Origin of the sequence: Pandoraea sp. XY-2 (assembly GCF_004193915.1) — a bacterium.
Taxonomy (GTDB): domain Bacteria; phylum Pseudomonadota; class Gammaproteobacteria; order Burkholderiales; family Burkholderiaceae; genus Pandoraea; species Pandoraea cepalis.
The window spans coordinates 2,306,453-2,330,137 of record NZ_CP030849.1; the positions used below are offsets into that span (position 1 = coordinate 2,306,453).

18 protein-coding genes and 1 pseudogene are annotated in these 23,685 nt (G+C 64.5%); 16 read left to right on the plus strand and 3 right to left on the minus strand.

The window, feature by feature from the left end; all coding sequences use genetic code 11:
- Positions 1-13 precede the first annotated feature (13 nt).
- The 7 genes from fdhF (at position 14) to DRB87_RS10575 (ending at position 7,427) form a co-directional block, all read left to right on the plus strand.
- The gene (fdhF, locus tag DRB87_RS10545) at positions 14-2,899 is read left to right on the plus strand and encodes a formate dehydrogenase subunit alpha (RefSeq protein ID WP_130025863.1); all 2,886 of its coding nucleotides are present in this window, start codon (positions 14-16) and stop codon (positions 2,897-2,899) included.
- Positions 2,900-2,932: 33 nt separating this feature from the next.
- On the plus strand, positions 2,933-3,892 hold the full coding sequence (gene fdhD, locus DRB87_RS10550) for a formate dehydrogenase accessory sulfurtransferase FdhD (RefSeq protein WP_130025864.1): 960 nt from the start codon (positions 2,933-2,935) through the stop codon (positions 3,890-3,892).
- A gap of 27 nt (positions 3,893-3,919) precedes the next feature.
- Positions 3,920-4,153, plus strand: a complete 234-nt coding sequence (locus tag DRB87_RS10555) for a formate dehydrogenase subunit delta (protein WP_017234317.1) — start codon at positions 3,920-3,922, stop codon at positions 4,151-4,153.
- An 86-nt stretch (positions 4,154-4,239) separates the two neighbouring features.
- Entirely contained in the window at positions 4,240-4,443 is a 204-nt protein-coding gene (locus DRB87_RS10560; protein WP_130025865.1) for a hypothetical protein, read from the plus strand.
- A 93-nt stretch (positions 4,444-4,536) separates the two neighbouring features.
- Positions 4,537-4,905, plus strand: a complete 369-nt coding sequence (locus tag DRB87_RS10565) for a hypothetical protein (protein ID WP_130025866.1) — start codon at positions 4,537-4,539, stop codon at positions 4,903-4,905.
- Positions 4,906-5,009: 104 nt separating this feature from the next.
- Entirely contained in the window at positions 5,010-5,771 is a 762-nt protein-coding gene (locus DRB87_RS10570; protein WP_130025867.1) for a phytanoyl-CoA dioxygenase family protein, read from the plus strand.
- Between the two features lie 261 nt (positions 5,772-6,032).
- Positions 6,033-7,427 (plus strand): sodium-dependent transporter, encoded by a 1,395-nt coding sequence (locus DRB87_RS10575; RefSeq protein ID WP_240756250.1) that lies wholly within the window; start codon positions 6,033-6,035, stop codon positions 7,425-7,427.
- 62 nt (positions 7,428-7,489) lie between these two features.
- On the opposite strand, the gene gor is transcribed toward DRB87_RS10575, so the two are convergent.
- The gene (gene gor / locus DRB87_RS10580; RefSeq protein WP_130025868.1) at positions 7,490-8,851 is read right to left on the minus strand and encodes a glutathione-disulfide reductase; all 1,362 of its coding nucleotides are present in this window, start codon (positions 8,849-8,851) and stop codon (positions 7,490-7,492) included.
- Between the two features lie 372 nt (positions 8,852-9,223).
- Here gor and DRB87_RS10585 point away from each other — a divergent pair, with 372 nt between their 5' ends.
- From DRB87_RS10585 to DRB87_RS10620, 8 genes and pseudogenes are all read left to right on the plus strand, one after another.
- The gene (locus DRB87_RS10585; RefSeq protein WP_165385278.1) at positions 9,224-9,751 is read left to right on the plus strand and encodes a hypothetical protein; all 528 of its coding nucleotides are present in this window, start codon (positions 9,224-9,226) and stop codon (positions 9,749-9,751) included.
- 495 nt (positions 9,752-10,246) lie between these two features.
- Positions 10,247-10,672, plus strand: coding sequence for a F0F1 ATP synthase subunit epsilon (locus DRB87_RS10590; protein WP_130025870.1), 426 nt, complete (start codon positions 10,247-10,249; stop codon positions 10,670-10,672).
- A 275-nt stretch (positions 10,673-10,947) separates the two neighbouring features.
- Positions 10,948-11,748, plus strand: a complete 801-nt coding sequence (locus tag DRB87_RS10595; protein WP_130025871.1) for an enoyl-CoA hydratase/isomerase family protein — start codon at positions 10,948-10,950, stop codon at positions 11,746-11,748.
- Positions 11,749-11,866: 118 nt separating this feature from the next.
- Positions 11,867-12,949: an ABC transporter substrate-binding protein gene (locus DRB87_RS10600; protein WP_130025872.1), complete on the plus strand. Its 1,083-nt coding sequence runs from the start codon at positions 11,867-11,869 to the stop codon at positions 12,947-12,949.
- A gap of 34 nt (positions 12,950-12,983) precedes the next feature.
- Positions 12,984-14,056 (plus strand): annotated as a pseudogene (locus DRB87_RS10605) (ABC transporter ATP-binding protein).
- A 46-nt stretch (positions 14,057-14,102) separates the two neighbouring features.
- Positions 14,103-15,854 (plus strand): ABC transporter permease subunit, encoded by a 1,752-nt coding sequence (locus DRB87_RS10610; protein ID WP_130025873.1) that lies wholly within the window; start codon positions 14,103-14,105, stop codon positions 15,852-15,854.
- A gap of 17 nt (positions 15,855-15,871) precedes the next feature.
- Entirely contained in the window at positions 15,872-17,506 is a 1,635-nt protein-coding gene (locus tag DRB87_RS10615; protein ID WP_130025874.1) for an AMP-binding protein, read from the plus strand.
- 168 nt (positions 17,507-17,674) lie between these two features.
- A complete protein-coding gene (locus DRB87_RS10620) occupies positions 17,675-18,481 on the plus strand; it encodes an IclR family transcriptional regulator (protein ID WP_240756298.1) in 807 nt (268 codons plus the stop codon).
- A gap of 7 nt (positions 18,482-18,488) precedes the next feature.
- Here DRB87_RS10620 and DRB87_RS10625 read toward each other — a convergent pair whose 3' ends face one another.
- Together DRB87_RS10625 and DRB87_RS10630 are read right to left on the minus strand one after the other, a co-directional pair.
- Complete coding sequence (locus tag DRB87_RS10625) at positions 18,489-20,042, minus strand: MDR family MFS transporter (RefSeq protein WP_130025875.1); 1,554 nt, start codon at positions 20,040-20,042, stop codon at positions 18,489-18,491.
- A gap of 82 nt (positions 20,043-20,124) precedes the next feature.
- Entirely contained in the window at positions 20,125-20,613 is a 489-nt protein-coding gene (locus DRB87_RS10630) for a MarR family winged helix-turn-helix transcriptional regulator (RefSeq protein ID WP_130025876.1), read from the minus strand.
- Between the two features lie 363 nt (positions 20,614-20,976).
- On the opposite strand from DRB87_RS10630, the gene DRB87_RS10635 reads away from it, so the two are divergent.
- The gene (locus DRB87_RS10635; protein WP_130025877.1) at positions 20,977-21,849 is read left to right on the plus strand and encodes a hypothetical protein; all 873 of its coding nucleotides are present in this window, start codon (positions 20,977-20,979) and stop codon (positions 21,847-21,849) included.
- The last annotated feature ends 1,836 nt before the right edge of the window (positions 21,850-23,685 follow it).

Sequence of the window (23,685 nt, forward strand, 5' to 3'; positions counted from 1 at the left end):
GGGAGGAGAACACATGATGCATCCGAGCACCTCAGTTACCCCGGGCCACGACCTGGACATGGGCACGCCGCTGCGCGAGAGCGATGTCGGCATTACCCTCGAAATCGACGGCGAGCGCGTGACCGTGCCGGCCGGCACGTCGATCATGCGGGCGGCGGCGGGCCGCGACGTCAACATCCCCAAGCTCTGTGCGACAGATTCGCTCGAACCGTTCGGGTCTTGCCGCTTGTGTCTGGTCGAGATCGAGGGGCGGCGCGGATTTCCCGCTTCGTGTACGACACCCGTCGAGCCGGGCATGAAGGTACGCACGCAGTCGCCGGCGCTGCAGGATCTGCGTCGCAACGTGATGGAGCTTTACATCTCCGATCACCCGCTCGACTGCCTGACCTGCGCGGCCAACGGCGATTGCGAATTGCAGGACATGGCGGGCGTCACGGGGCTGCGCGAGGTGCGCTATGGCTTTGAGGGCGAGAACCATATTCACAGCGCGAAGGACGAGTCGAATCCGTATTTCACGTATGACCCGTCGAAATGCATCGTCTGCAACCGTTGTGTGCGGGCGTGCGAGGAGACGCAGGGCACGTTTGCGCTGACGATTTCCGGCCGCGGCTTCGAGGCGCGGGTCTCGGCCGGGCAGGATCAGCCGTTCATGGATTCGGAGTGTGTGTCGTGCGGCGCATGCGTGTCGGCCTGCCCGACGGCAACGCTGCAGGAAAAAAGCGTTATCGAGATGGGGCAGCCCGAGCACGCGGTGGTGACCACGTGCGCGTACTGCGGTGTGGGCTGCGCGTTCAAGGCTGAAATGAAGGGCGGGGACGTGGTTCGCATGACCCCCTACAAGGATGGCGGGGCGAATGAGGGCCACGCCTGCGTGAAGGGGCGCTTTGCGTGGGGGTACGCAACGCACAAGGAGCGCATCACCAAGCCGATGATCCGCAGCAAGATTACCGATCCGTGGCGCGAGGTGTCATGGGACGAGGCGCTGGACTACGCGGCGTCGGAGTTCCGGCGCATTCAGGCGACGTACGGGCGCGATGCCATTGGCGGCATCACGTCGTCGCGTTGCACGAACGAAGAGACGTATCTCGTGCAGAAGCTGGTGCGTGCCGCGTTCGGTAACAACAACGTCGACACCTGTGCGCGCGTGTGCCATTCACCGACCGGTTACGGGCTCAAGCAGACGCTTGGCGAGTCGGCGGGCACGCAGACGTTCAAGTCGATCGAGCACTCGGACGTGATTCTCGTGATGGGCGCCAATCCGACCGATGGGCATCCGGTATTTGCCTCGCGACTCAAGCGTCGTGTGCGCGAGGGGGCGAACCTGATCGTGATCGATCCGCGGCGCATCGACATCGTCGACGGGCCTCACGTGAAGGCCGCATTCCACTTGCCGCTGCGCCCCGGAACGAACGTGGCAATGGTCAATGCCCTCGCGCATGTGATCGTCACCGAAGGGCTGCTGGCCGAGGACTTCATCGCCGAGCGCTGTGAAGACCGGGCCTTCGCGCAATGGCGCGACTTCGTGGCGCTGCCGGAGAATTCTCCCGAAACCGTGTCGGTCGTCACCGGCGTGGACGCCGAGCAGATCCGCGGCGCGGCGCGTTTGTACGCCACGGGCGGCAACGCGGCAATCTATTACGGACTGGGGGTGACCGAGCATGTTCAGGGGTCGACCGCGGTCATGGGCATTGCCAACCTGGCGATGGCCACGGGCAATGTCGGGCGCGAGGGCGTTGGCGTGAACCCGTTGCGCGGCCAGAACAATGTTCAAGGGTCGTGCGACATGGGGTCGTTCCCCCATGAACTGCCCGGTTATCGCCACGTCTCCGATACGTTGGTACGCGAGTCGTTCGAGGCCGCTTGGGGCGTCACGCTGCACGCCGAGCCGGGGCTGCGGATTCCGAACATGTTCGACGCGGCGGTGCAGGGCAGCTTCAAAGGGCTTTACTGCCAGGGCGAGGACATCGTGCAGTCCGACCCGAACACGCAGCACGTGGCGGCGGCGATGGAGGCGATGGAGTGCCTCGTCGTGCAGGATATCTTCCTGAACGAAACGGCCAAGTACGCGCACGTGCTGCTGCCGGGCACGACCTTCCTCGAAAAGGACGGCACATTCACGAATGCGGAGCGGCGCATCTCACGCGTGCGTCGGGTGATGGCGCCGCTGCCCGGCATGGCGGACTGGGAGGTGACGATCGCGCTGGCGAAGCGACTGGGGTACGACATGCCTTATACGCATCCGTCGCAGATCATGGACGAGATCGCCCGCTTGACCCCGACGTTCAGCGGCGTGAGCTACGCGCGTCTCGATGAAGCCGGCAGTCTGCAATGGCCGTGTAACGACGAGGCGCCCGACGGCACACCGATCATGCACGTGCACGAGTTCGTGCGCGGCAAGGGACGCTTCATCATCACCCGATATGTGCCGACGGACGAGAAGGTTACGCCGCGCTACCCACTGCTGCTCACCACGGGACGCATTCTCTCGCAATACAATGTCGGCGCACAGACACGTCGCACGCACAACGTGGCCTGGCACGATGAAGACCGGCTCGAAATTCACCCGGTCGATGCGGAGGATCGCGGCATCAAGGACAACGATTGGGTTGGCATCCGCAGCCGCGCGGGCGAAACAGTGCTGCGTGCTGTCATCAGCGAGCGCATGCAGCCGGGCGTGGTGTACACGACCTTCCATTTCCCGGAGTCGGGCGCAAACGTCATCACGACCGACAACTCGGACTGGGCGACCAACTGTCCTGAGTACAAGGTGACGGCCGTGCAAGTGCTGCCGGTGGTACAGCCCTCCGCATGGCAGTCGGAATATTCGACATTCAACCGCACGCAGCTCGCGCTGCTCGATGCGGCCCATATGCCCTCCGAGCCGGTACCGGCGAAGTAGGGCGCGTTTGGTAAATTGACGTGGAGTCGGCGTTTGACGATGTTCAACCCATTAGGTGACCGGGACGGCCGGCAGCCCGCAGGCGAACCGCAGGCCGAGGGGCCGGGCGATGCCGACGTGATCGACGGGACGGTTGGCGGGCGTGTCGCGCCGGTGTGCGACGCGGCGCCCGCCGTGCTCGACCCGGACAGTCTCGCGCCGAGTACGACCTTTGCCGTGCGGCGCTTCCGTCATGGGGCGTGGCAGTCGGCGAGCGACGAATTGGCCGAAGAAGTGCCCGTAGCGCTGGAGTTCAATGGCATCTCCCACGTGGTGATGCTCGCCACGCCTGCAGACGTCGAAGACTTTGCCTTGGGCTTCGCGTTGTCCGAGGGCATTCTGAACGACCGGCGCGAGTGCTACGGCATTGACGTGACGGCAACGACACAGGGCGTGACGGTGCATCTCGACGTCTCGTCGCGCGCGTTTGCCGGACTCAAGGAACGGCGCCGCAACCTCACGGGGCGTACTGGCTGCGGACTGTGCGGCACGGAAAGTCTCGATCAGGTGCTGCGGCCGTTGCCGGCCGCCGGTGCGCCGCTGCGTGTGTCGCACGCGGCGCTGGCCGCCGCGTATGCCGGGCTGGCGCGTCATCAGCCGTTGAACGGTGTGACGGGCGCCGTGCACGGCGCGGCCTGGTGCTCGCGGGAGGGCGAGATACTTTGCTTGCGCGAAGACGTCGGCCGGCACAACGCGCTCGATAAGCTGATCGGCGCACTCGCGCGCAGCGAACAGCCGTTCGATCGTGGCTTCGTGCTCATGACGAGTCGTGCGAGCGTCGAAATCGTGCAAAAGGCCGCGCAGGTCGGCATTCCGATGGTCGCGGCCGTTTCGGCGGCGACGGCCCTCGCGGTGCAAACGGCTGCGGCGGCGGGCGTCACGCTGGTCGGCTTCGTGCGCGGGGAGCAGTGCGTGATCTACACCGGCGGGGCGGCGCTCGACGCCAGCGCCTGACGCCAACCAACGAGCAGGAGCTTCCTGATGGACGGTAATAACCTCGTGCGCATGGCCAATCGCATCGCGGACTTCTTTGAATCGTTACCTGATCGCGACGAAGCGCTGGATGAAGTCGCCGCGCACCTGCACAAGTTCTGGGATCCACGCATGCGCGCCGAGATCCTCGCACTGGCCGACACGCCGGTCTCCGCCGAGATGCACGTGCTGGTGCGTGAAGCGCTCGTCCGCCATCGTGAGCGGCTGACGCCGGCTGGGTGAGGCCGGTTCCAGGCGAAGATACGTGGCTCGCAGTATAGTGGGGACTGCCGTCGCGCTTCGGCGCGGCTTTACCCGCGGAGGACTTGATGAGCGATACCCAGACGCGCAAGCCGGTCCAACAGAAGTCTGAGCCGGAGGACGTCGTGGAACGCGACCTCGACGAAGCCCTCGAGGAGACGTTTCCGGCAAGTGACCCCGTTTCCATCGAAATCGACAAGCCAAAACGTGCACCCAAGTCGACATCGGGTGACTCGGCAGGTCCCGCGGGCGGGGCTGGCGGCCGAAAATAAATCTCGGCCCGGTGGTGGTTTGCCGCCCGGCCGGGGCGAATTCGTGGCAAAATTCCGCGCCTGACTCTCTCAGGCTGGGACTGTAGGAATTCAATGGCGGCAGGTACGGTAAAAAAAGTTCGACGCTACGCGCTGGAAACCATCGATGTGATGGGGCAGAGCGGACTGGGTGTCGTCGAGCGCCCCGACGGGCGTTTCGTCATGTATCCGGAGTATTGGACGCAGACGCAGGCGCTTAGCCAGAAGATGCGCACGTTGTACCGCCGAAATTGTCAGCTCGAGTACCAGTTGGCGAAGCTCACGCGCGAACTCGATCGACTTCGCACCGTAGTCGATACGCCGCGCCCTGCCGGAAATCCGCAAGCATCGCTGCCCGGCACCGACGTGCCGCAGCCTGAACTCGCCCTTGAGCGCAAGCCCGCCGCCGAACTACCGCCGCGACGACGCAAACGCGCCGCCTGAGTCCGCCGTCTCGGACAGCATGCCGAGCCAGCTCTCCCGATCGACTTCGTTAAGCCACCGAATTTCCCTCAACGTCCAGTTACTTGCCCGCTTCGCCGACCATCATGGCGCTTACCGCATCGCAACTCGAAACCTTCCATAACGACGGTTATCTGATTCTCCCGCGCTATGTGGCGCAGGCCGACTGCGAGGCGATGCTGGCCGACGCACGAGCGCAACTGGCGTCGGCCACGTTGCCGCTCGAGTTCGAAGCGGATGTGGGCTACGCGGGGGCACCGGTATCGCGTGACGCGCAGGGTGGTCAGACCGTTCGTCGTCTGCTCAAGGCCTACGATCGCGGCGATGCGCTGCGTCGCTGGGCAACGCGTCCGGATCTGGTCGAGTCGCTCGCGCAAATCTTCGGCGAGGATGTGGTGCTCACGTTGGCGCATCACAATTGCGTGATGACCAAACATCCCCATTTCGGCACGGCGACCGGTTGGCATCGCGATATCCGGTATTGGTCATTTCCGCAGAATTCGCTGATCTCCGTGTGGCTGGCGTTGGGGCCGGAGACGCGTGAGAACGGTGCGCTACGCTTCATCCCCGGGTCGCATCGCGAACAACTCCAGCCGCACCAGCTCGATTCGCTCGACTTCCTGCGTCCCGACGAGCCCGACAATCAGCCGCTCGTCGCACGTGGTCGGCAGGTGGCCCTGGCGCAGGGCGATGTCGTGTTGTTTCACAGTGGTCTTTTCCACGCGGCCGGACGCAACGAGGGCGATACCACGAAATTCTCCGTCGTGTTTGCGTATCGCGGCGAGAGTAATCCGCCAACGCCGGGCACACGCTCCGCGTCGGCCGGCGAAGTCGCACTGGGCCACTGACGTGCCTTGCGCCGGGAACGCCCGTTCTCCGGCGTCGCCAATCATTTTGGGCGCTTTCCTAATTCGGTCGGCACCTTTTCCCGCGTAGACTCTCCGGCCACCCTGATGGTGTTGTGCGCTGGCACTTCTGAGCCGCATCGTCCCGATGTCGATGCCGTGCCACGCCGGTAATCTGCCTGACGCCATTCCATACAAGTGTCGTGATGCGCTGCTGTCGCCCCCGGTCGACGCGGCGTGCACGGCCGTTTCCGGAGAAGACCCGTGTCCCATTTGCCTGATACGCCCGTAGCACCGCCCGTCGCCTCGGCGTGCGCGACCCCCGACGCGCTCGCCGTCGTCGGCCGCGCCACCTGGGGATCGCGGCTGGGCTTTATTCTCGCGGTGGCCGGTTCTGCCGTGGGACTTGGCGCGGTATGGAAATTCCCCTACGTGGTGGGCAAGCACGGCGGTGGCGCGTTCCTTGCGGTCTATCTGGGCTGCGTGCTGACGCTTGGTGTCGCGCTGCTGCTTGCCGAAATGGCGATCGGCCGGTTGACGGGCAAATCGATCACAACGGCGCTGCGTGAATTGGGCGGGCGCCGCTGGGCCTGGGTCGGACGCATTGCGACATTCAACGCGTTCGCGATTCTGTCGTTTTACGTCGTCGTGGGTGGCTGGACGGTGGCGTATCTCGTCCGGGCGATGACCGGCACGGTGCTGGCCAATGACACCGAGCGTCTGGTGGGCGAGTTCTCGGCGTTCATCGCGGATCCGGTCGCGTCGCTGACCAGCATGGGGGCCTTTCTTGGGCTGACAACCGTCATCGTTGCCGCGGGCGTGCAAAAGGGCATCGAACGGGCAGGCAAGTGGCTCATGCCCGCGTTGTTCCTGCTGATGCTGCTGGTCATCGCGCGCGCCCTCACCCTGCCGGGCGCGATGGCCGGTGTTGCCTGGTTCCTGACGCCGGACTTTTCAGTCATATCCGGTGCCACGCTGCTCGAAGCGCTGGGTTTGGCGTTCTTCTCGTTGTCGCTCGGCGCGGGCATGATCGTGGTCTACGGCTCCTATCTGCCCAAAGACGCACGCCTGGCCGGCTCGGCCGTTTGGGTGGCGACGCTTGCGACGCTGGCCTGCTGCCTCGCCGGGCTGATGATTCTGCCGGCGGTGTTCGCGTTCGGCGTGGCACCCAACGCTGGGCCTGGTCTGACCTTCATCACGATGCCCGCAATTTTCGCGCAGATGCCATTCGGCCATCTCGTGGCGATCGCATTCTTCCTGCTGCTCCTGTTTGCAGCGCTCACGTCCGCCGTTTCGCTGTTCGAGCCGGTCGTCGCATTTCTCATCGACGAATATCAATGGCGCCGTGGACCGGCCGTGGCGGCGGTGCTGGTGGCCACGTTCGCCTTCGGTGCCCCCGCCGCGTTGTCGTTCGGTGTGTGGTCGGACATGCGTGTTTTCGACCGTACGATTTTCGAGCTGATGGACTATGTGACTGTCAATCTGCTGATGCCTGCGGGCGGGTTGTGCGTGGCATGCTTCGTCGGCGTACGGATTTGGCCAACGGCGCGCACCGTACTCGATGGCACGCGAGCGCAATGGTTCGTGCCTGTTTGGCGAGCGCTATTGCTCGTGCTCACGCCGATTGCCATCGTCGGCGTGTGGTACCAGAGCCTCTGATACGCACGACGGGCCGTCGCGCGCCTCCGCGACCTGGACAACTTACGCGACGCGCCGGCGAATTACGCAACCGGCGTTCGCATGGTCACCCATTCCTCGGCGGCGGTCGGATGTACCGCCAGCGTGCGGTCGAAGTCGGCCTTCGTGGCGCCCATTGTCAGGGCCACGCCGAGCAACTGCACCTGTTCGCCGGCGTGATCGCCTACCATGTGGGCGCCGACGATCTTGTCGGTGGCGCCGTCAACGAGCAGTTTCATCAGCACCCTTTCCTGACGGCCCGACAGCGTTGCCTTGAGGGGCCGGAACGACGCTTTGTACACCTGAAGCTGTGCATAATCGGCGCGCGCTTCGCTCTCGGTGAGACCCACCACACCGATCTCGGGCGTGCTGAACACGGCCGTCGGAATGCGCTTGTGATCGACGCGTGTCGTGCGTTCCCCGAACACCGTGTCGGCGAACGCCTGTCCTTCGCGAATCGCCATCGGCGTGAGGTTGACGCGGTCGGTGACGTCGCCCACGGCAAAGATCGACGGCACGTTGGTGCGCGAGAACTCATCGACGATCACCGCGCCCTTTTCATTGAGCGCCACACCGCTCGCGGCCAGGCCGAGACCTTGCGTGTAAGGCACGCGTCCGGCTGCGCTGAGCAGCACATTGGTGTCGTGCGTGCTGCCGTCGGACATCGTCACGCGCAATTGGCTCGGCGCTTTGTCGACGCGTGCCACCGTGCGCTCGAGCAGGATTTCGATACCGCGGTCGCGGTACGCGGCTTCGAGCGCGGTGCGAACGTCGTCGTCGAAGCCGCGCAGCAAATGCGGGCCGCGATGCACGAGTGTGACCTTCGAGCCGAGTCCGGCAAACACGCCCGCGAACTCCAGCGCGATGTAGCCGCCGCCGATGATCGTGATGCGCTCGGGCAGGGATTCAAGGTGGAACACTTCGTTCGACGAAATCGCATGTTCGCGGCCAATGAAGTGCGGCTGGTCCGCCGGTTTTCCCCCGGTGGCGATCAGGATGTGCCGCGCCGTGATGCGCTCGCCCGTGGCGGGCAGCACGACCGTGTGCGGACCTTCGACCACGGCCCGCGCCTCGACGAGTTCGGCGCCCGCGCGTTCGAGGTTGGCTCGATAGATGCCTTCGAGCCGCGCGATTTCGCTGTCCTTGCGTGCAATAAGCGTTTTCCAGTCGAACGTGGGGGAGGGTACTTGCCAGCCGAAACCAGCGGCATCTTCGAACTCATCGGCGAAACGGCTCGCATAGACGAGCAACTTCTTCGGCACACAACCGCGAATGACGCAGGTGCCGCCGACGCGAAACTCCTCCGCGACTTTCACACGGGCGCCGTATTGCGCCGCGACGCGTGCTGCGCGCACGCCGCCCGAACCGGCACCGATCACGAAAAGATCCACATCGAACTGGGACATTGCTGACTCCTGTTGGTCGTGCCGCGCGTCGAACCGTGGCAGCGCAAGTGCGCGCAGTGTGTCGACGACCTCGGCTTCTGGCGATGAGCGATTGTGCCAGAGACCGGCTCGGGACGTCGGCGGGCCACTACGATTTCAGAGCCATCCGAGGCCCGAGTCGGCGATTGTCGCATCGCCGGCGCCGATCGCACGCGGACGTGTCACGCGTAGCCATTCGATGTTTCTGAAATGAAACAATTCGTGGGTATCGCCGCGGCAACGCGCATGTCACGGAAATGGAAGTGTCCAAGAATCAATGGGTTGTGGCTCGTGGTCCGAAAGTTGCTCTGAATCGCTCGGGACAGGCGGGATTGACCGCAGACAGAAGACGATGTGGACGAGGATGTCATGATGAAGTCGCGCTTTCGCCTCATGGGCGCCATGCTGGCGCTGGCGTGGCTGTGTTGCTTCTGGATACCGGCATCGGCACATGCCGCGAATCCGTCGGGCTCCCTGCGTCACGCGGGGGCATCGGCAAGCAAGAAGACCACGGCCGCACACACCCGGCATGGCGTCCGGCTGTCGCGGGCCGCACGCATGAAGCGTGCGGCCCGAGCGCCCGACTTCGCACCGCCGGGCGCCCCTCCGCCGGCACTCGTCGGTGTCGCGCCAGCCCCGTGGCACGATGTGTTCACGGATGCAGGCGTCTGGGCGTCGGATCCGATTGTCGTGAGCGGCGGCACACTCGGCGGCATGCTGGGGAATGCCGGGGTGACGCGATCCGACGACGGCATGGTCACCGGACCTCACGCCGGGCTGACGGGCCTGTATCAAACCGTCTGGCATCGTGCGCTGTCCAATCCTGCATCGAGCACACAACTCTTCGCCGGCGCACCTGAATACTTCGGCCTGCATTTCTAACCCCATCGGGTGCGTGTGCCCCATCTGCCCCATCGCGGTCGACCGGCCGCGTCGCGGGACACCCATACATACCCGGTGCGATCCGGGCAATGCGCATGCCGCATTCCCCGCTGAGTTGATCGGTATCCGATGCATTGTGCGCGCCGGGTCGCGCGTCGCACGCTGCGCATTGCACCCGCGCCGGCCCCGCACCCCCAGCCTTTCAGCCTCATTGGCGCGCTTAGCGCTCAAGCTTGCCTCGCCAAGCGCAATGCGGTTAGCATGAATCAGCAGCTAACGTGTGGCATTCCCTCAGCACATGCCGATGGCGGGCATGCCATTCCGTCTCCCAGCCCCCTTATGAGCCCACCTGATGTGTCTGTACAACGTCATCCCCAGAGGAAAGCGATACCCATGCGTGGCGACCGATATCTTGGCGCGACGCGCACGCAACGCAACGTGAAAAGCGAATCGATTTAGGCGATGTCCGCGGCATCGCAGGGAGAAGTGAAAGGCATGGCATTACTCAAGGTCGACGTGGTGAGCACCGAGCGGGCGATATTTTCGGGCGAGGCCCGTTTCGTCGCGGTGCCCGGCACAGCGGGCGAATTGGGCGTGCTCCCCGGGCACACGCCGCTGCTCACGGGCGTGCGTCCCGGCACGGTGAGGATCGAGGCGAGTGACGGCACCGATACGTTTCTTTACATTGCGGGCGGCTTCGTCGAGATTCAGCCGAATCGGGTGACGATTCTGGCCGACACCGCGATCCGCGCCGAGAGTCTCGATGAAGCCCGCGCCGAGCGCGCGCGCGAGGAGGCCAAGGCGGTGCTCGAAACCCATGCGAGCAATATCGATTACGCCAAGGCGCAAGCGGAGCTGACGGAAGCCGTAGCGCAATTGCAGGCCATCCGGCGCATTCGCAAGCAAAAGGGGGCTCGCTGAGCCAGTGACACGGCGCATCGGCGCCAACGCCAACGCCAGCAAGACGGGCAGTCCTCACGGGCTGCCCGTTTTTTTTCGCCCCGCGCTCCTGAGGTGCAACCCCCTGAGGTAAACCCCGAAGCGATTCGACTTGCGCCATCTTTTTGAAATAACTATATTTCTCTCAGATAACAGTTATTGCACTGAGATAACTGTTTAGTGAGAAATGCGTTCGTCGCATGATCGTCATCTCAATGCCCGCGTGATGACACGCGTGGCGTGCCCTTGGAGTTCAAATGAGCGAGACAGCAAAGCAATCGGAGCAGGAAGTTCTTTTCACGCAGGTCGGCCGTGTCGCGGTGATCACGTTGAACCGCCCGCAGGCGCTCAACGCCTGGACCATCGCCATGCGCGAACTGATCATCGATGCGCTCGAGCGGTTCAATGCCGACGACAGCGTGGCCGCCGTAATCATGACCGGGGCGGGGCGCGCCTTCTCCGCGGGGCAGGATCTGGCCGAGGCAAAGCATTTCGACGGTGACACCGCCATCGAATGGATCAAGGGCTGGGAGCACTATTACGACGTGATTCGCAGCCTGAAGAAACCGCTTGTCATGGCGCTGAACGGTACGGCAGCGGGTTCGGCCTTCCAGGTGTCGCTGCTTGGCGACATTCGCGTCGGCCATCCAGGTGTGCGCATGGGGCAGCCGGAGATCAACGCCGGGATCGCCAGCACGACCGGCCCGTGGATCATGAATCACATGCTCGGCCTGTCGCGCACCATCGAACTCACGCTCACCGGCCGTCTGATGGAAGCTGACGAGTGCCACCGCCTCGGCTTGATTCATCACCTTGTACCGGAGGAGAAGGTGTTCGAGAAGGCCCTGGAGATCGCCTCCGAGCTGGCCGAAAAGCCGCCGGTGGCCATGCGCCTGGACAAGCAGCGCTTTCGCGAGATGACCGAAGGGACGTTCCAGGACGCCATCGCCGCCGGCATGCGCATTCAACGCGAGTCGTATGAATCGGGCGAGCCGGCACGCATGATGGCGGCGTTCTTTGCCAAGCGCGCGGCCAAGGCCGAGACAGCGAAGGCCTGAGCGCTTCCGTCCACTGTTCAATCACGTCGCGCCGCTCGGCATTGTGCTCAGCATTGCCGGGCGGCAACCATGACAGGGCATGCGCACCGCGTCTGTCCACACGTTAGCGGAGTTTCTAATGTCACATTCGCACGACCCGCAAAACCCGTCCCGTCGCCGCCTGCTGCAGATGGCCGGCACCGCCGCGCTGGCAGGCGCTTTGCCGTTGGCCGCATCGCGCACGGCGTATGCCCAGGCACGCCAATTGATCGTCTCCGATCCGGGCGGCCCGTACACGACGGCGTACCGCCGCGCGTTCTACGATCCGTTCGAGAAAGCCACTGGCATCAAGGTGGTGAGCGTGGCGCGCGATTCGCAGCCGGTGGCGCAGTTCGCCGCGATGGTGCAGACGAAGAACTTCGTGTGGGATGTGACGACGCTCACGCTCTCAGCCGACATTCCGTATCTGGAGTCGAAGGGCTTTCTCGAGCCCATCGGCATGAAGGTCGCCGACTTCCCCGGCATCATGCCCGAGGCGGTGACGCCCGACTGGCTGGGGGTCGACGTGTATTCGACCGTACTGGCCTACCGCACCGACAAATTCCCGAAAGACGCGCCGCAGACGTGGGCGGACTTCTGGGACGTGAAGCGCTTTCCGGGACGCCGCTCGCTGCGCCGCAGCCCGCTCGACACGCTCGAGCAGGCGCTCATGGCCGACGGTGTGTCGATCGACAAGCTCTACCCGCTCGATCTCGACCGCGCCTTCAAGTCGCTCGACAAGATCAAGCCGCACATCGATCTTTGGTGGACGTCCGGCGCGCAGGCCATGCAAGCGATCCAGAACGGCGACGTCGACATGATGTCGACGTGGAACGGTCGCGCGCAGGCCGCCATCGACAACAAGGCGCCGGTGAAGATCGTCTGGAACCAGGGGCTGTATTCGATTGAAGGGTGGGGCATTCCGAAGGGCACGCCGCGTGCCGAATTTGCACGGCAGTTCGTTCGGTTCTGCGGCGACCCGTCACGCCAGGCGTTGATTACCCAGGACCTTGCGTACGGTCCGACGAACCTTAAGGCGTTCGACGCGATCCCTAAGGATCGCGCCCCGTTGATGCCCACGGCCCCGGCCAATTTGAAGGGCATGCGTTTGCCAAGCCCGCAGTGGTGGGCCGAGAACCGCACGAAGGCCACCGAGCGTTTCAACGCATGGCTGTTGTCGTAAGCCGTCAGGTACCGCGAAGCAGGAAGAGACGACTATGAGTACCAAACTGGAAACCATCGGTCTTGCCAAGACGTATCGCGAGACCCCGCGCTCCTGCCGACCGACCTGCGGGTTGCGGCGGGAGAATTTCTGACCTTGCTCGGGCCGTCCGGCTCGGGCAAGACCACGCTGTTGCAGATGATTTCGGGGCTGGTCGAGCCGAGCGCCGGGCAACTGCTCATCGACGGGCGCGATGCCACCCACCAAGCCCCCGGCAAGCGCGGCATCGGGATGGTGTTCCAGAGCTACGCGCTCTTTCCGCACATGACGGTCTGGGACAACGTGGCGTACGGCTTGCGCATGCGCAAGCTGCCGCGCGCCGAGCTGGCGCCGGCCGTCGACGCCGCGCTCGCGATGGTCAAGATGCAAGCGTTCGCGCAGCGACTGCCGTCGGAGTTGTCGGGTGGGCAGCAGCAGCGCATTGCGCTTGCCCGTTGCTTCGCGTTCCGTCCCTCGATCATCTTGCTCGACGAACCGCTCGGCGCGCTCGACAAGAAATTGCGTGAGCACATGCAACTGGAAATCCGGCGTCTGCACCAGGAGTTGGGCGCGACGTTCATCTACGTCACGCACGATCAGGATGAGGCGCTCACGCTGTCCGACCGTATTTGCCTGATGAATCAGGCGCGCATCGAGCAGATCGGTACGCCGACACAGTTGTATGACCGCCCGGCAACGCGCTTCGCGGCGGATTTCCTCGGCCATTCCAATTTGCTCGACGGCGTGGTCGAGCGCATGGACGATGGCCGTGTTGCGCTACGTGTGGGCGAGCGGTGGGTACCGATCGGCCCGAGTCCCGACTTGCCCGCGGCGGGAGAGGCCAGTCTGCTGGTGCGTCCGGAGGCCGCGCGTCTGACGTCGCCCGAAGAGGGGGCGCTCGCCGGCACGATTCGCCAGGTCGTTTTCGTGGGCTCGGATACGCGCGCCATTGTCTCGCTGGGGCAGGGGAACGATGGGGCGCAAGGGGCCGACTTCACCGTGCGCTGCCCGCGCGACCTGACGCCGCGTGTCGGTGAGCGCGTCGGACTGGCGTGGGATCACGGCCGTGCGACGCTGCTCACGCGCTGAGCACATTTCGTCAACGCCCTCGTCATCCGCTTCAGGAGTTTTTGTCATGTGGCTTGTTCAACGCCTACCTCAGGCGGGGCCTCGTATTGCCTGGCCGCGACAGGTGGCTCGGTGGTTGCCGGCCTTGCCCGCGTTGCTGTTCCTCGTGGTGTTCTTCATCGTGCCGGTCGTCGAGATTCTGCAGGGCGGCCTCTACGATGCCGACGGTGTGCTGTCCGTCGCCCAGTTTGCCCGCATGACGCACTCGGCCGTGTACATCAAAGTGCTGGCTTCGACGTTCTGGATTGCGTTTCTTACCGCCGGGCTTTCGGTCCTGCTCGGTTATCCGGTGGCGTATCTGCTCGCGCGGCTGTCGGCGCGCTCGCGTGAGCGCTGGTTGCTGTGGATCGTACTGCCGTTCTGGACCAGCTATCTCGTCAAGACGTATGCGTGGATGTTGCTGCTCTCGAAGACCGGTCTGCTCACGGTCGTGGCCACGCATCTCGGGCTGATCGATAGCGCGGGCACGCTTGCGCCGTCGCTCACCGGTGTGCTGATCGGCATGGTGCACGCGATGCTGCCCCTCGCTGTCATGACGATGTTGCCGATCATGCGCGGCATCAACATGCAACTGGTGCAGGCGGCGCAAACGCTCGGGGCCGACCGCACGACGGGCTTCTTCACCGTTTTCCTGCCGCTGTCCGGGGCGGGCGCGGCGGCGGCCGGGTTGCTGGTCTTCATCACGAGCCTGGGCTTTTTCATCGTGCCCGCACTGCTCGGCTCACCGCGTGAATCGATGGTGGCGCAGCTCGTCATCTCGTCGGTACTCGATCTGTTCGACCTGCGCTTTGCCGGCGCGCTCTCGAGCGTGCTGTTGCTGTGCTCGATTGTCGTGTTCTTCGTCTACGACCGCGTCGTAGGGCTGTCGTCGCTCGCCGGCGAAGCGCCGGAACGCCGAGCGGGGACCGGTGGGCGCATGTTGCCCATGCTCATCGCCATTGGGCGGCTCGCGGGCAAGGTGTCGCTCTCGGGCGGACGCCCGCGGGCGGGGGGCGGCTTCGGTCTCAAGGCGTACACGGGGGCGGTCGTGTTTGCCCTGGTGTTGCCGATTGCGTTCGTGGTGCCGCTGGCGTTTACCAAGCAGTCGTTCGTGGCGTTTCCCCCGCAACTCTTCACAGTGAAATGGTTTGTGGCGTTCATCGAGTCGAGCGTGTGGCAGGCGGCGTTGCTGCGCTCGCTCGGCGTGGGCTTCGCCACGGCGACGCTCGCCCTCATCCTCGGTTTCGGCGCCAGCCTGGCGCTCGTGCGGCTGCCCTCGCGGTGGCGCAAGCCGCTGTTCGCCATGTTCATCGCGCCGTTGATCGTGCCGCGCATCGTGGTCGCCGTCGGCTTGCTGTATTTGTTTGCGCGCTGGGGGCTCGCAGGCACCAATGCCGGTCTCGTCATCGGCCACACGGTGCTTGCGATTCCCTATGTCGTGGTCACGCTTTCGGCGAGCTTCAAGCGCTTCGACTGGCGGCTCGACGATGCCGCCAAGATGCTCGGCGCATCGGCCTTTACCCGGGTGCGCACCGTGCTGCTGCCGTTGCTCGCGGCGAGCCTGGGGTCGGCATTCCTGTTTGCCTTCATCGTGTCGTTCGACGACCTGACCATCGCCATCTTCGTGTCTGGCGGCATCAACACCACGCTACCCAAGCAGATGTGGGACGACATCCAGTTGGCCGTCACGCCGACGCTGGCTGCCGTGGCGACCTCGCTGGTGTTTCTGATGGTGTTCATCGTCTGGCTATCGTCGATCTTTAAACGCAAGCGCTATTGATATCTGCGGAACTCCGTATGTCTATGTCCAACGTTGCCCGAGTCGCGCCGGTGAATGCGCAGACGCTTTCTTCCGTGCATCCTTATACGAAGTACTTTCCCCAGCGGGCCGAGGGCGACCGGCTCGATGTCGTACCGCTGCTCTTGGCCGGGCTCCACGGCACGTCGGCCAAGCCGGTCGTCGTGTTCGAGGGTGAAGCCATCGACCGGGCCCAGATGGCCGCGCGCGTGGGTGCCATGCAGGGCTGGCTTGCCGCGCAAGGCCTCGTGCCGGGCGACCGCGTGGCAGTGATGCTGGGTAACAGTGCGGCGCAGGTGGCGTTGATCTATGCGCTCATGCTTTCCGGTCTGGTGTGGGTGCCCGTCAACACGCGCCTGAAGGGCGACGGTATCGAATACCTGCTCGGCCACGCCAAGCCGACGCTGCTCATTGCCGAACCGGCCTTCGCCGACGTGCTCGACGCCGGTGTCACCCTCGCGGCACAGCAGCCGGGGCACCACGGGACGCGCGTCGTGCGTCACTGGCTCGCGGACGTCATGACCCAGGCCGCCGCGTACATGGGTAGCGCGCCGGCGGCGGCGGAGCTCACGCCCGCGTCGGTGCTGTGCATCATCTACACGTCGGGCACCACCGGCGCGCCCAAGGGGGTACTGTTCACGCACCGCATGATGCGCGTCGCCAGTGAGGCGGCGCTGCGCGTGGCCGACGCACACGACGGCGACCGGCTGTTTCTGTGGGAGCCGCTGTGCCATATCGGCGGTGCCCAGATGCTGCTGCTGCCCTTTCTCGCCGATGTCGAGATGCACGTGGTGGAGCGATTCTCGGCCAGCCGCTTCTGGCAGCAATGCACCGCTGCGCAGGCCACGCATCTGCACTATCTCGGCGGCATCCTCGACATCCTCATGCAACTGCCGCGCGAGGCCCAGCCGGCGCAGAACTCGTTGCGCGTGGCGTGGGGCGCGGGCGTGTCGGCGAGCACCTGGCAAGCCACACGAGAGCGGCTGCAATGCGAGTTGCGCGAATGCTACGGGATGACGGAGTGTTCGAGCTTCGCCACCCTCAACGACGCGGATGTGCCGGGTGCCATCGGTCACGCCCTGCCGTGGCTGACGCTGGCGTTGCTCGACGACGCGGGACAGCCCGTGCCCGACGGCGAACCCGGTGAGATCGTGCTGTCGAGCGACGTGGAAGGCGTCTTCCTGCCGGGCTATCTCGATAATCCGGAAGCCACGTCGAAGGCGTTGCGCGACGGCAAGCTTTTCACGGGCGACAGTGCACGACGTGGCCCCGACGGCAGCCTGGTCTTCATCGGCCGGCGCACGGACAGCATGCGGGTGCGCGGCGAGAACGTGTCGGCCTGGGAAATCGAGCGTGTGTTTGCGCGACATCCGGCGGTGGTGGCCTGTGCCGCCATCGGCGTGGCGAGCGACATCGGAGAGCAGGATGTGATGCTTTACGTCCAGTTCCGCGACGGCCAGGCACTCGACTGGACGGTACTCGCGCAATGGGCCGCCGACAAACTCGCCAGCTACCAGCGGCCGCGTTACTATCGCGCCACCGAAGGTTTCGAAACGACGCCTTCGGAGCGCATTCGTAAGCATCTTCTCTCGCGCGATACCTCGCAGGCGTGGGAGGTGACGGTGGCAACGTAACCCGTGAGGGCAGGGCGGTCGTCACCGGCGCGGTGACGATGACGGTGATTCTGGCGTTATCGGTATAAGATAGACTGTTATTTTTATGAGATAATTCGTCCCTGCCTGCCCCATTTCCTTGATATCGTGGCCACCACCAAGACACCCCGCACCCGCGCCAAAGCGGCAATCGCCAGCGAGATAGCTGCTGCTCCCGCCCCATCGACCGAATCCACGCTTTACGTGCAGTCCGTGGAGAAGGCGATGAAGGTGCTGACGGCGTTCGACGGGTCGAAGCGCCATCTGTCGCTTTCGGAAATCGCCGCGGCCACGGGGCTGGACATCAGCGCGGCGCAGCGCTTCACCTTTACGCTCTCGGCGTTGGGCTATCTGCTCAAGGACGCGCAGAGCAAGAAGTACGAACTCTCGCCGAAGCTGCTGGACTTCACCTATCACTACCTCGTCTCGAACGAACTCGTGAGCCGCGCCGCTCCGTATCTTCAGCAACTCGCTGCGGAAACCGAGGAGGCGACGAACCTGACGGTGCGGCTCGACACGGACATTGTGTTCGTGCTGCGTATTGTGAGTCGCAGCGTGTTCAATGCGAATGTCATCGTTGGCTCGCGCCTGCCGGCCTATTGCACGGCACCCGGGCTGGCGTTGCTGGCGACGCTCGACGATGCCGAGGTCGACGACATTCTCGCGCGCACGAATCTCGTGCAGTTCACGCCGGCGACCGTGGCGCAGCCGCGCAAGATCAAGGAACGGCTCGCGCGCATTCGCAAGCAGGGATATGCGCACACGGAAGACGAATTCTTCATGGGCGACATTTCGACGGCGGCGGCCGTGGTGAACCAGGACGGCCGGGCCATTGGGGCGATCAACATTGCCGTGCCGCGCGTGCGGTGGAACGCCGAACGCGACGAACGGCGCTTCGCCGACCTCGTGATCCAGACGGCCGGCGCGTTGTCGGCGCGGCGGCGCCAGGAGAGCTGACGCCGCGTCAGTCGGCCGCCACGTGCACGATCTCGTCGTGCTTGTCGATCTCGCCGGGGGCGCGCTTTTTCAGCCGAATGAAGAGCAGCAGCGGCATGACGGCGATCGTGAGCGCCATCATGAGCCGGAAGTCGTCCAGGTAAGCGATCATCGCCGCCTGTCGCGTGACTTCCGCATTCAGAGCGGCCATCGCCGCGGCACCGTACGTCTGCACGTAAGCCTCCACGCCTTGTGCAAACGGCGTAATGCGCTCCGAGAGCACCGCATGGTTGACCTGGGTGTTCTGGGTGAGCAGCGTCTGCACGACCGAGATACCGATACTGCTGCCGATGTTGCGCGACAGGCTGTAGATGGCGGCGCCGTCCGCGCGCAGCGTGCCGGCGAGCGTGGCAAACGTGACCGTGGTGAGCGGCACGAAGACGAAGCCGAGACCGAAGCCCTGAATGACCCCCGGCCAGACGATGTCCGACGGCTGCAGCGTGAGCGAGTAACCGGCCATCAGATACAGCGAATAGGCGGTCAGTGCGAAACCGAAACCCAGTAGGTAGCGAACGTCGACCTTGCCGACCAGGCGTCCGACGATCAGCATGGCGGCCATCGTCCCTGCGCCGGAGGGGGCTGTCACCAGCCCGGTGAGAATCGCGGGGTAGCCGAACAGACTTTGCAGCATCGGCGGGAGCAGGGCGCGCGTGGCGTAAAGAATGATGCCGACGACGAAGATGTAGACGACACCCGTGTTGAAGTTCCGGTCGCGCAGCAACGCGCGGTCGAAGAACGAATGCTCGCCGGCCGTCCATGTATGGACGACGAAGTACGCAAAGCAGATGATGGCGCCGAGCATCTCCAGCCAGATCTCGGTGGCGTTCAGCCAATCCTGCTGTTCGCCGCGATCGAGCAGCAGTTGCAGCAGGCCGATGGCCAGACTGAGGGTGACGAAACCGAGCACATCGAATTTCCCGGCCTTCTGCGCCGGCGGCTCTTTTAGATAAGCGGCAATGCCGAGAAACGCGATCAACCCAATGGGCAGGTTGATGTAGAACACCCAGCGCCAGTTGTAGCTGTCGGTAAGCCAGCCGCCGAGCGACGGGCCGAGAATCGGCCCGACCATCACGCCCATGCCGAACACCGCCATCGCCGAACCGTGCTTGTGCGGTGGGTTGATGTCGAGCATGGTCGCCTGCGACAGCGGCACGAGCGCCGCGCCGCAAATTCCCTGGAACAGCCGTGCGGCCACGATTTCCGTGAGCGAATGCGCCATGCCGCACAAGGCCGAGGCGATCGTGAAGCCGGCGACGGACCACAGGAAGACGCGCCGGCGCCCGAAGCGCGCACAGAGCGTGCCGGTAAGCGGCGTGGCGATGGCGGCCGCCACGATATAGGACGTCAATACCCAGGTGATGGAGTCCTGCGAGGCGGAAAGACTGCCCTGCATGTGGGGGAGTGCCACGTTGGCGATGGTGCTGTCGAGTGTCTGCAACACCGTCGCGAGCATGACGGACAGGCTGACGAGCGCGCGATGCTTGCCCGGATCGTCAGCTGTTTGGGGGGATGACACGGTCATTCCTTTGCCGGATCGTGATGGTTATCGTGATGGCGGTACGACGCATCGATCCGTCGCACGCGTTGTCTCTCGCGCCGGCGGGTCACTCCGGTGCTGTCTCCTCGCCGCGACGCCCCGGTGACGGGCATTCGGCTTCGGCGCGCGTCAGATTCGTCAGCACCTTGCCCAGCAAGCGCGACAGTTCGGTCCGTTCAGCCGGCGTGAGGTCGGCCAGCGCTTCGCGTTCGGTCGCGTTGGCGAATGCGACGATCATGTCGATCTTGGCCTCCGAGGCCTCCGTCAGATAGAGCAGCTGCGCGCGTTTGTCGTTCGGATCCCGTTCGCGCCGCACGAGCCCCTTGTCCCTGAGCCGGTCCAGCAGTCTCACCAGCGCCATTGGCGTCAACTCCATGCGTTCGGCCAACTCGGCCTGTGTCTGGACCCCATAGCGATGCAACATAACCAGCACGCGGCATTGCGCACGCGTGAGGTCGAAGTTGCCGCGGGCACGCCGGTCGAACAAGCGCGAATGAACGCGCGCGACGTCATGTACCAGCGTGCCGAAACGGGAAGACCAATCGATTTTCGGCATATCGGAAGGTGCGCCGGGGTCGCCTTCGGGGCGTCCCGGCAAGATCAATTAGTAAACAGGTTTATCATTTTGCCAGACTCTTTCTTCGGACTGCAACTGTCGCAAATAGGTGACACCCATACCGGACGGCAGAAGGCACCGAAATGCGGTCGGCCGGTTTCGCCCGGTGTGACGCGGGTTCGCGGGCGGTGGGCACGATCCCCGGACAGACGCTGTTGCGCCGCCCGTGAAAATCTGAAAAAGCCAAGAAAAATAAGCACTTGACACTTCGCCTTGGCGGATCAAGAAAGGATATGTGCGATGTATCGGCGAGCACGCCCGTGCATGGCACTCATCCTCTATTGACCTTAAGGAGTATCAATCATGTTTGACCTCGCCCAAGCCTCGGATGTCCTGTCCATCACCCCGGCCGACCTGTCGTCCGGCCAGCGCCGTCCCACGTCGTTGCCGGCTGCGGTGCGCGCCCCGGCGGCCGATCTCGATGCGATGCGAGAAGAGCGTCTGCCCTTCATCGTCACCATCGCGAGCGACGACGCAGCGTTGCGCGACGCCGTCGCCATGCGTCAGGCCGCCTACGGCCGCCACCTTCCCGATCTGGCCGCCACGTTGAGCGAGCCGGAGCCCAGCGACCGCGAGCCGGGGGCCATCGTGCTCGTGGCGCGCGCTCGGCTCGACGGCGCGGTCCTTGGCACCATGCGTATCCAGACCAACCGTTACCAGCCGTTGCATCTCGAGGACTCGGCGCCGTTGCCCCAGTGGCTGGACAGCGCCGCGTTGGCCGAGGCGACGCGTCTGGGCGTGGTGGCCGGGCCGGCCGGACGTGTCGTCAAGACGGCGCTGTTCAAGGCCTTCTATCAGTATTGCCTGCTGTGCGGTGTCGACTGGATGGTGATTACGGCGCGTCCGCCGCTGCATCGGCAGTATGAAGCCCTGATGTTTATCGACGTGTTCCCGTCGCAAGCCCTGATCCCGATGGCGCACGTCGGCGGCATCGGACACCGCGTGCTGGCGCTGGACGTGGCGCAGGCGCGCACGCGTTGGCAGGCGGCGGCGCATCCTTTGTTCGCCTATATGTGCCTCACCCATCATCCCGACCTGCGGCTGGGGGTGCCGGGAATGCAGGACGTTGTCCGGGCGTCATCGGGCGAAGCCAGTGTTGGCGCGCATTTGCGGGATTTATCTTTTGCTGGCGACGCGGTACGATGCGATGCATCAGGCTTCAGCTTGTCGGTGTAATGCCGTTATTCGAACTAACGTTATCCCGTCGCCTGCCACATTCGGTTTTTTCGGCGATGGCGATAACGCGCAAGACGGGCAAAAGAGACCTGCCCGTGTCGGCCTGCATCGGGGTCGCACGGGCCAGGACCGGCCCGGCCGGCAGGGCGTGCCGAGGGGTACGCCTTGCCCGGCGAAGATCGCGGGGGCGACCAACAAGATAAGGGCTTAAGATTTCTATGGCGGGGGAACTCGGCAACGAGCGTGACGATTACAGCCGCAATTCGACCGATTTCTCTGACGAGTTGGCGGAACTCTCCGGTTCGCGGCGCCGTTGGCGCGTGAGCGCGCGGCTCGACGAGCTTTTTCGCACGATTTCGCTGTACGCCGTGCCCGCTGCCATCATGCTGCTCTCCGGTCTGGTGCTGATGTTCCAGGAGAGCCAGTACGCCGTGCGGGGTGAAACATCGTTGACCTTTCAGGCGAAAGGCGATGTACCCGCGACGTTCGGCCCGCCGATGGTGCAGGGCGTCCTTGAACGCGCGCCCGCCGTTCGGCAGTTCAGCACGCATCTGTCGGAGGCCCCGGTGTGGTTCCGGGTCACCGTGCCGCCCGTGGGCGCCGCCCAACATACGGTCATCGAATTTCCCTCGCGCCATGCGCAAACGCTGATCTGCTGGCGCAACCCCGACGCCCCGGCCATCGGACGCGCGGACCGCACCGCCGTGCGCGGGGCGATCCGAATGTCGAAAGCGGGCTTTGCGATCGATCTCGGGCAACTCGTCGCGCCGGTGACCCTCCTCTGCGAGGGCACATTCTCCGGGCCGGCGCATCTCACGCTGGTAGCCTGGCCGGCGTCCGAACTGAATGTCTCCGAAAGGGAGTTCCATCGCAGCAACGGCTTGCTCGAAGGCGGGCTGTTGACGCTTTCGGCATTCGTGCTCGTCACCGCCATCATCAACAAGGAATGGCTCTACGTCCTGTTCGCGGCGTGGCTGATCGGCAACTTGCGGCTCGCGGCGAACTCGCTCGGGGCCGACACGCAGTGGCTGGAACGCGCCATTCCGACCGACCTTGACGCCCTGGTGCGCAAGGCGACATTCGCCATCTACTACGTGCTGACATATTCACTGTTCACGCAGCTCTTCAAGCGGGAGTTGCGCCGCATTGGCTGGCGGTGGATGGTGATGGTGCTGCAATGGGCCGGCGTGGTGCTCTGCTGCGCGGCCATCGCATTGCCGTATGCGCATTTCATCCCCGTGCTGTGGGTGGTGGCCGCCCTGGGCATCGCCATCGTCCTGATGCTGCTGACCCGCATTCTCGTGCTGACGCGCTCGCGGGTCGCGATGTGGTACAGCGCGTCGCTATCCATCGTCCTGTTTGCCACGTTTTCCGAAGTGATCGCCGCCGCGTTCAATGCGCGCGCGTTGGCGACGGCGTTCAACAGCGTGACCGCGGCGCTGTTCTCGAGCCTCATGGCGGCGCTGGCCATTGCCGAGCAGATGCGGGCCGAGCACCAGGGCAAGCTCGAAGCCCAGACCGAACTGCGCAACGCCTACGATGTGACGCCTGTCGGTCTGTTCACCCTCGACGATCAGGGTATTTTCGTCCGTGGCAACGCGGCGTTGCACACCATGCTGGGCATTCCCAATACCGAAGGGCGAACGTTCCGCTGGGACCAGTACTTCGGCCAGAGCACTTGGCGCATGCTGCTCGACGTTGCGCAGCACAGCGAGGACTCGGAACTCGAAATTCTCTCCCTGCCCCGCGACGACGGCCGCACCAGCCGCTATCTCGTCAAGGCTATTTTCTCCGCAGGACGAATCGAAGGCTCGTTGCAGGACATCACCGAACGGG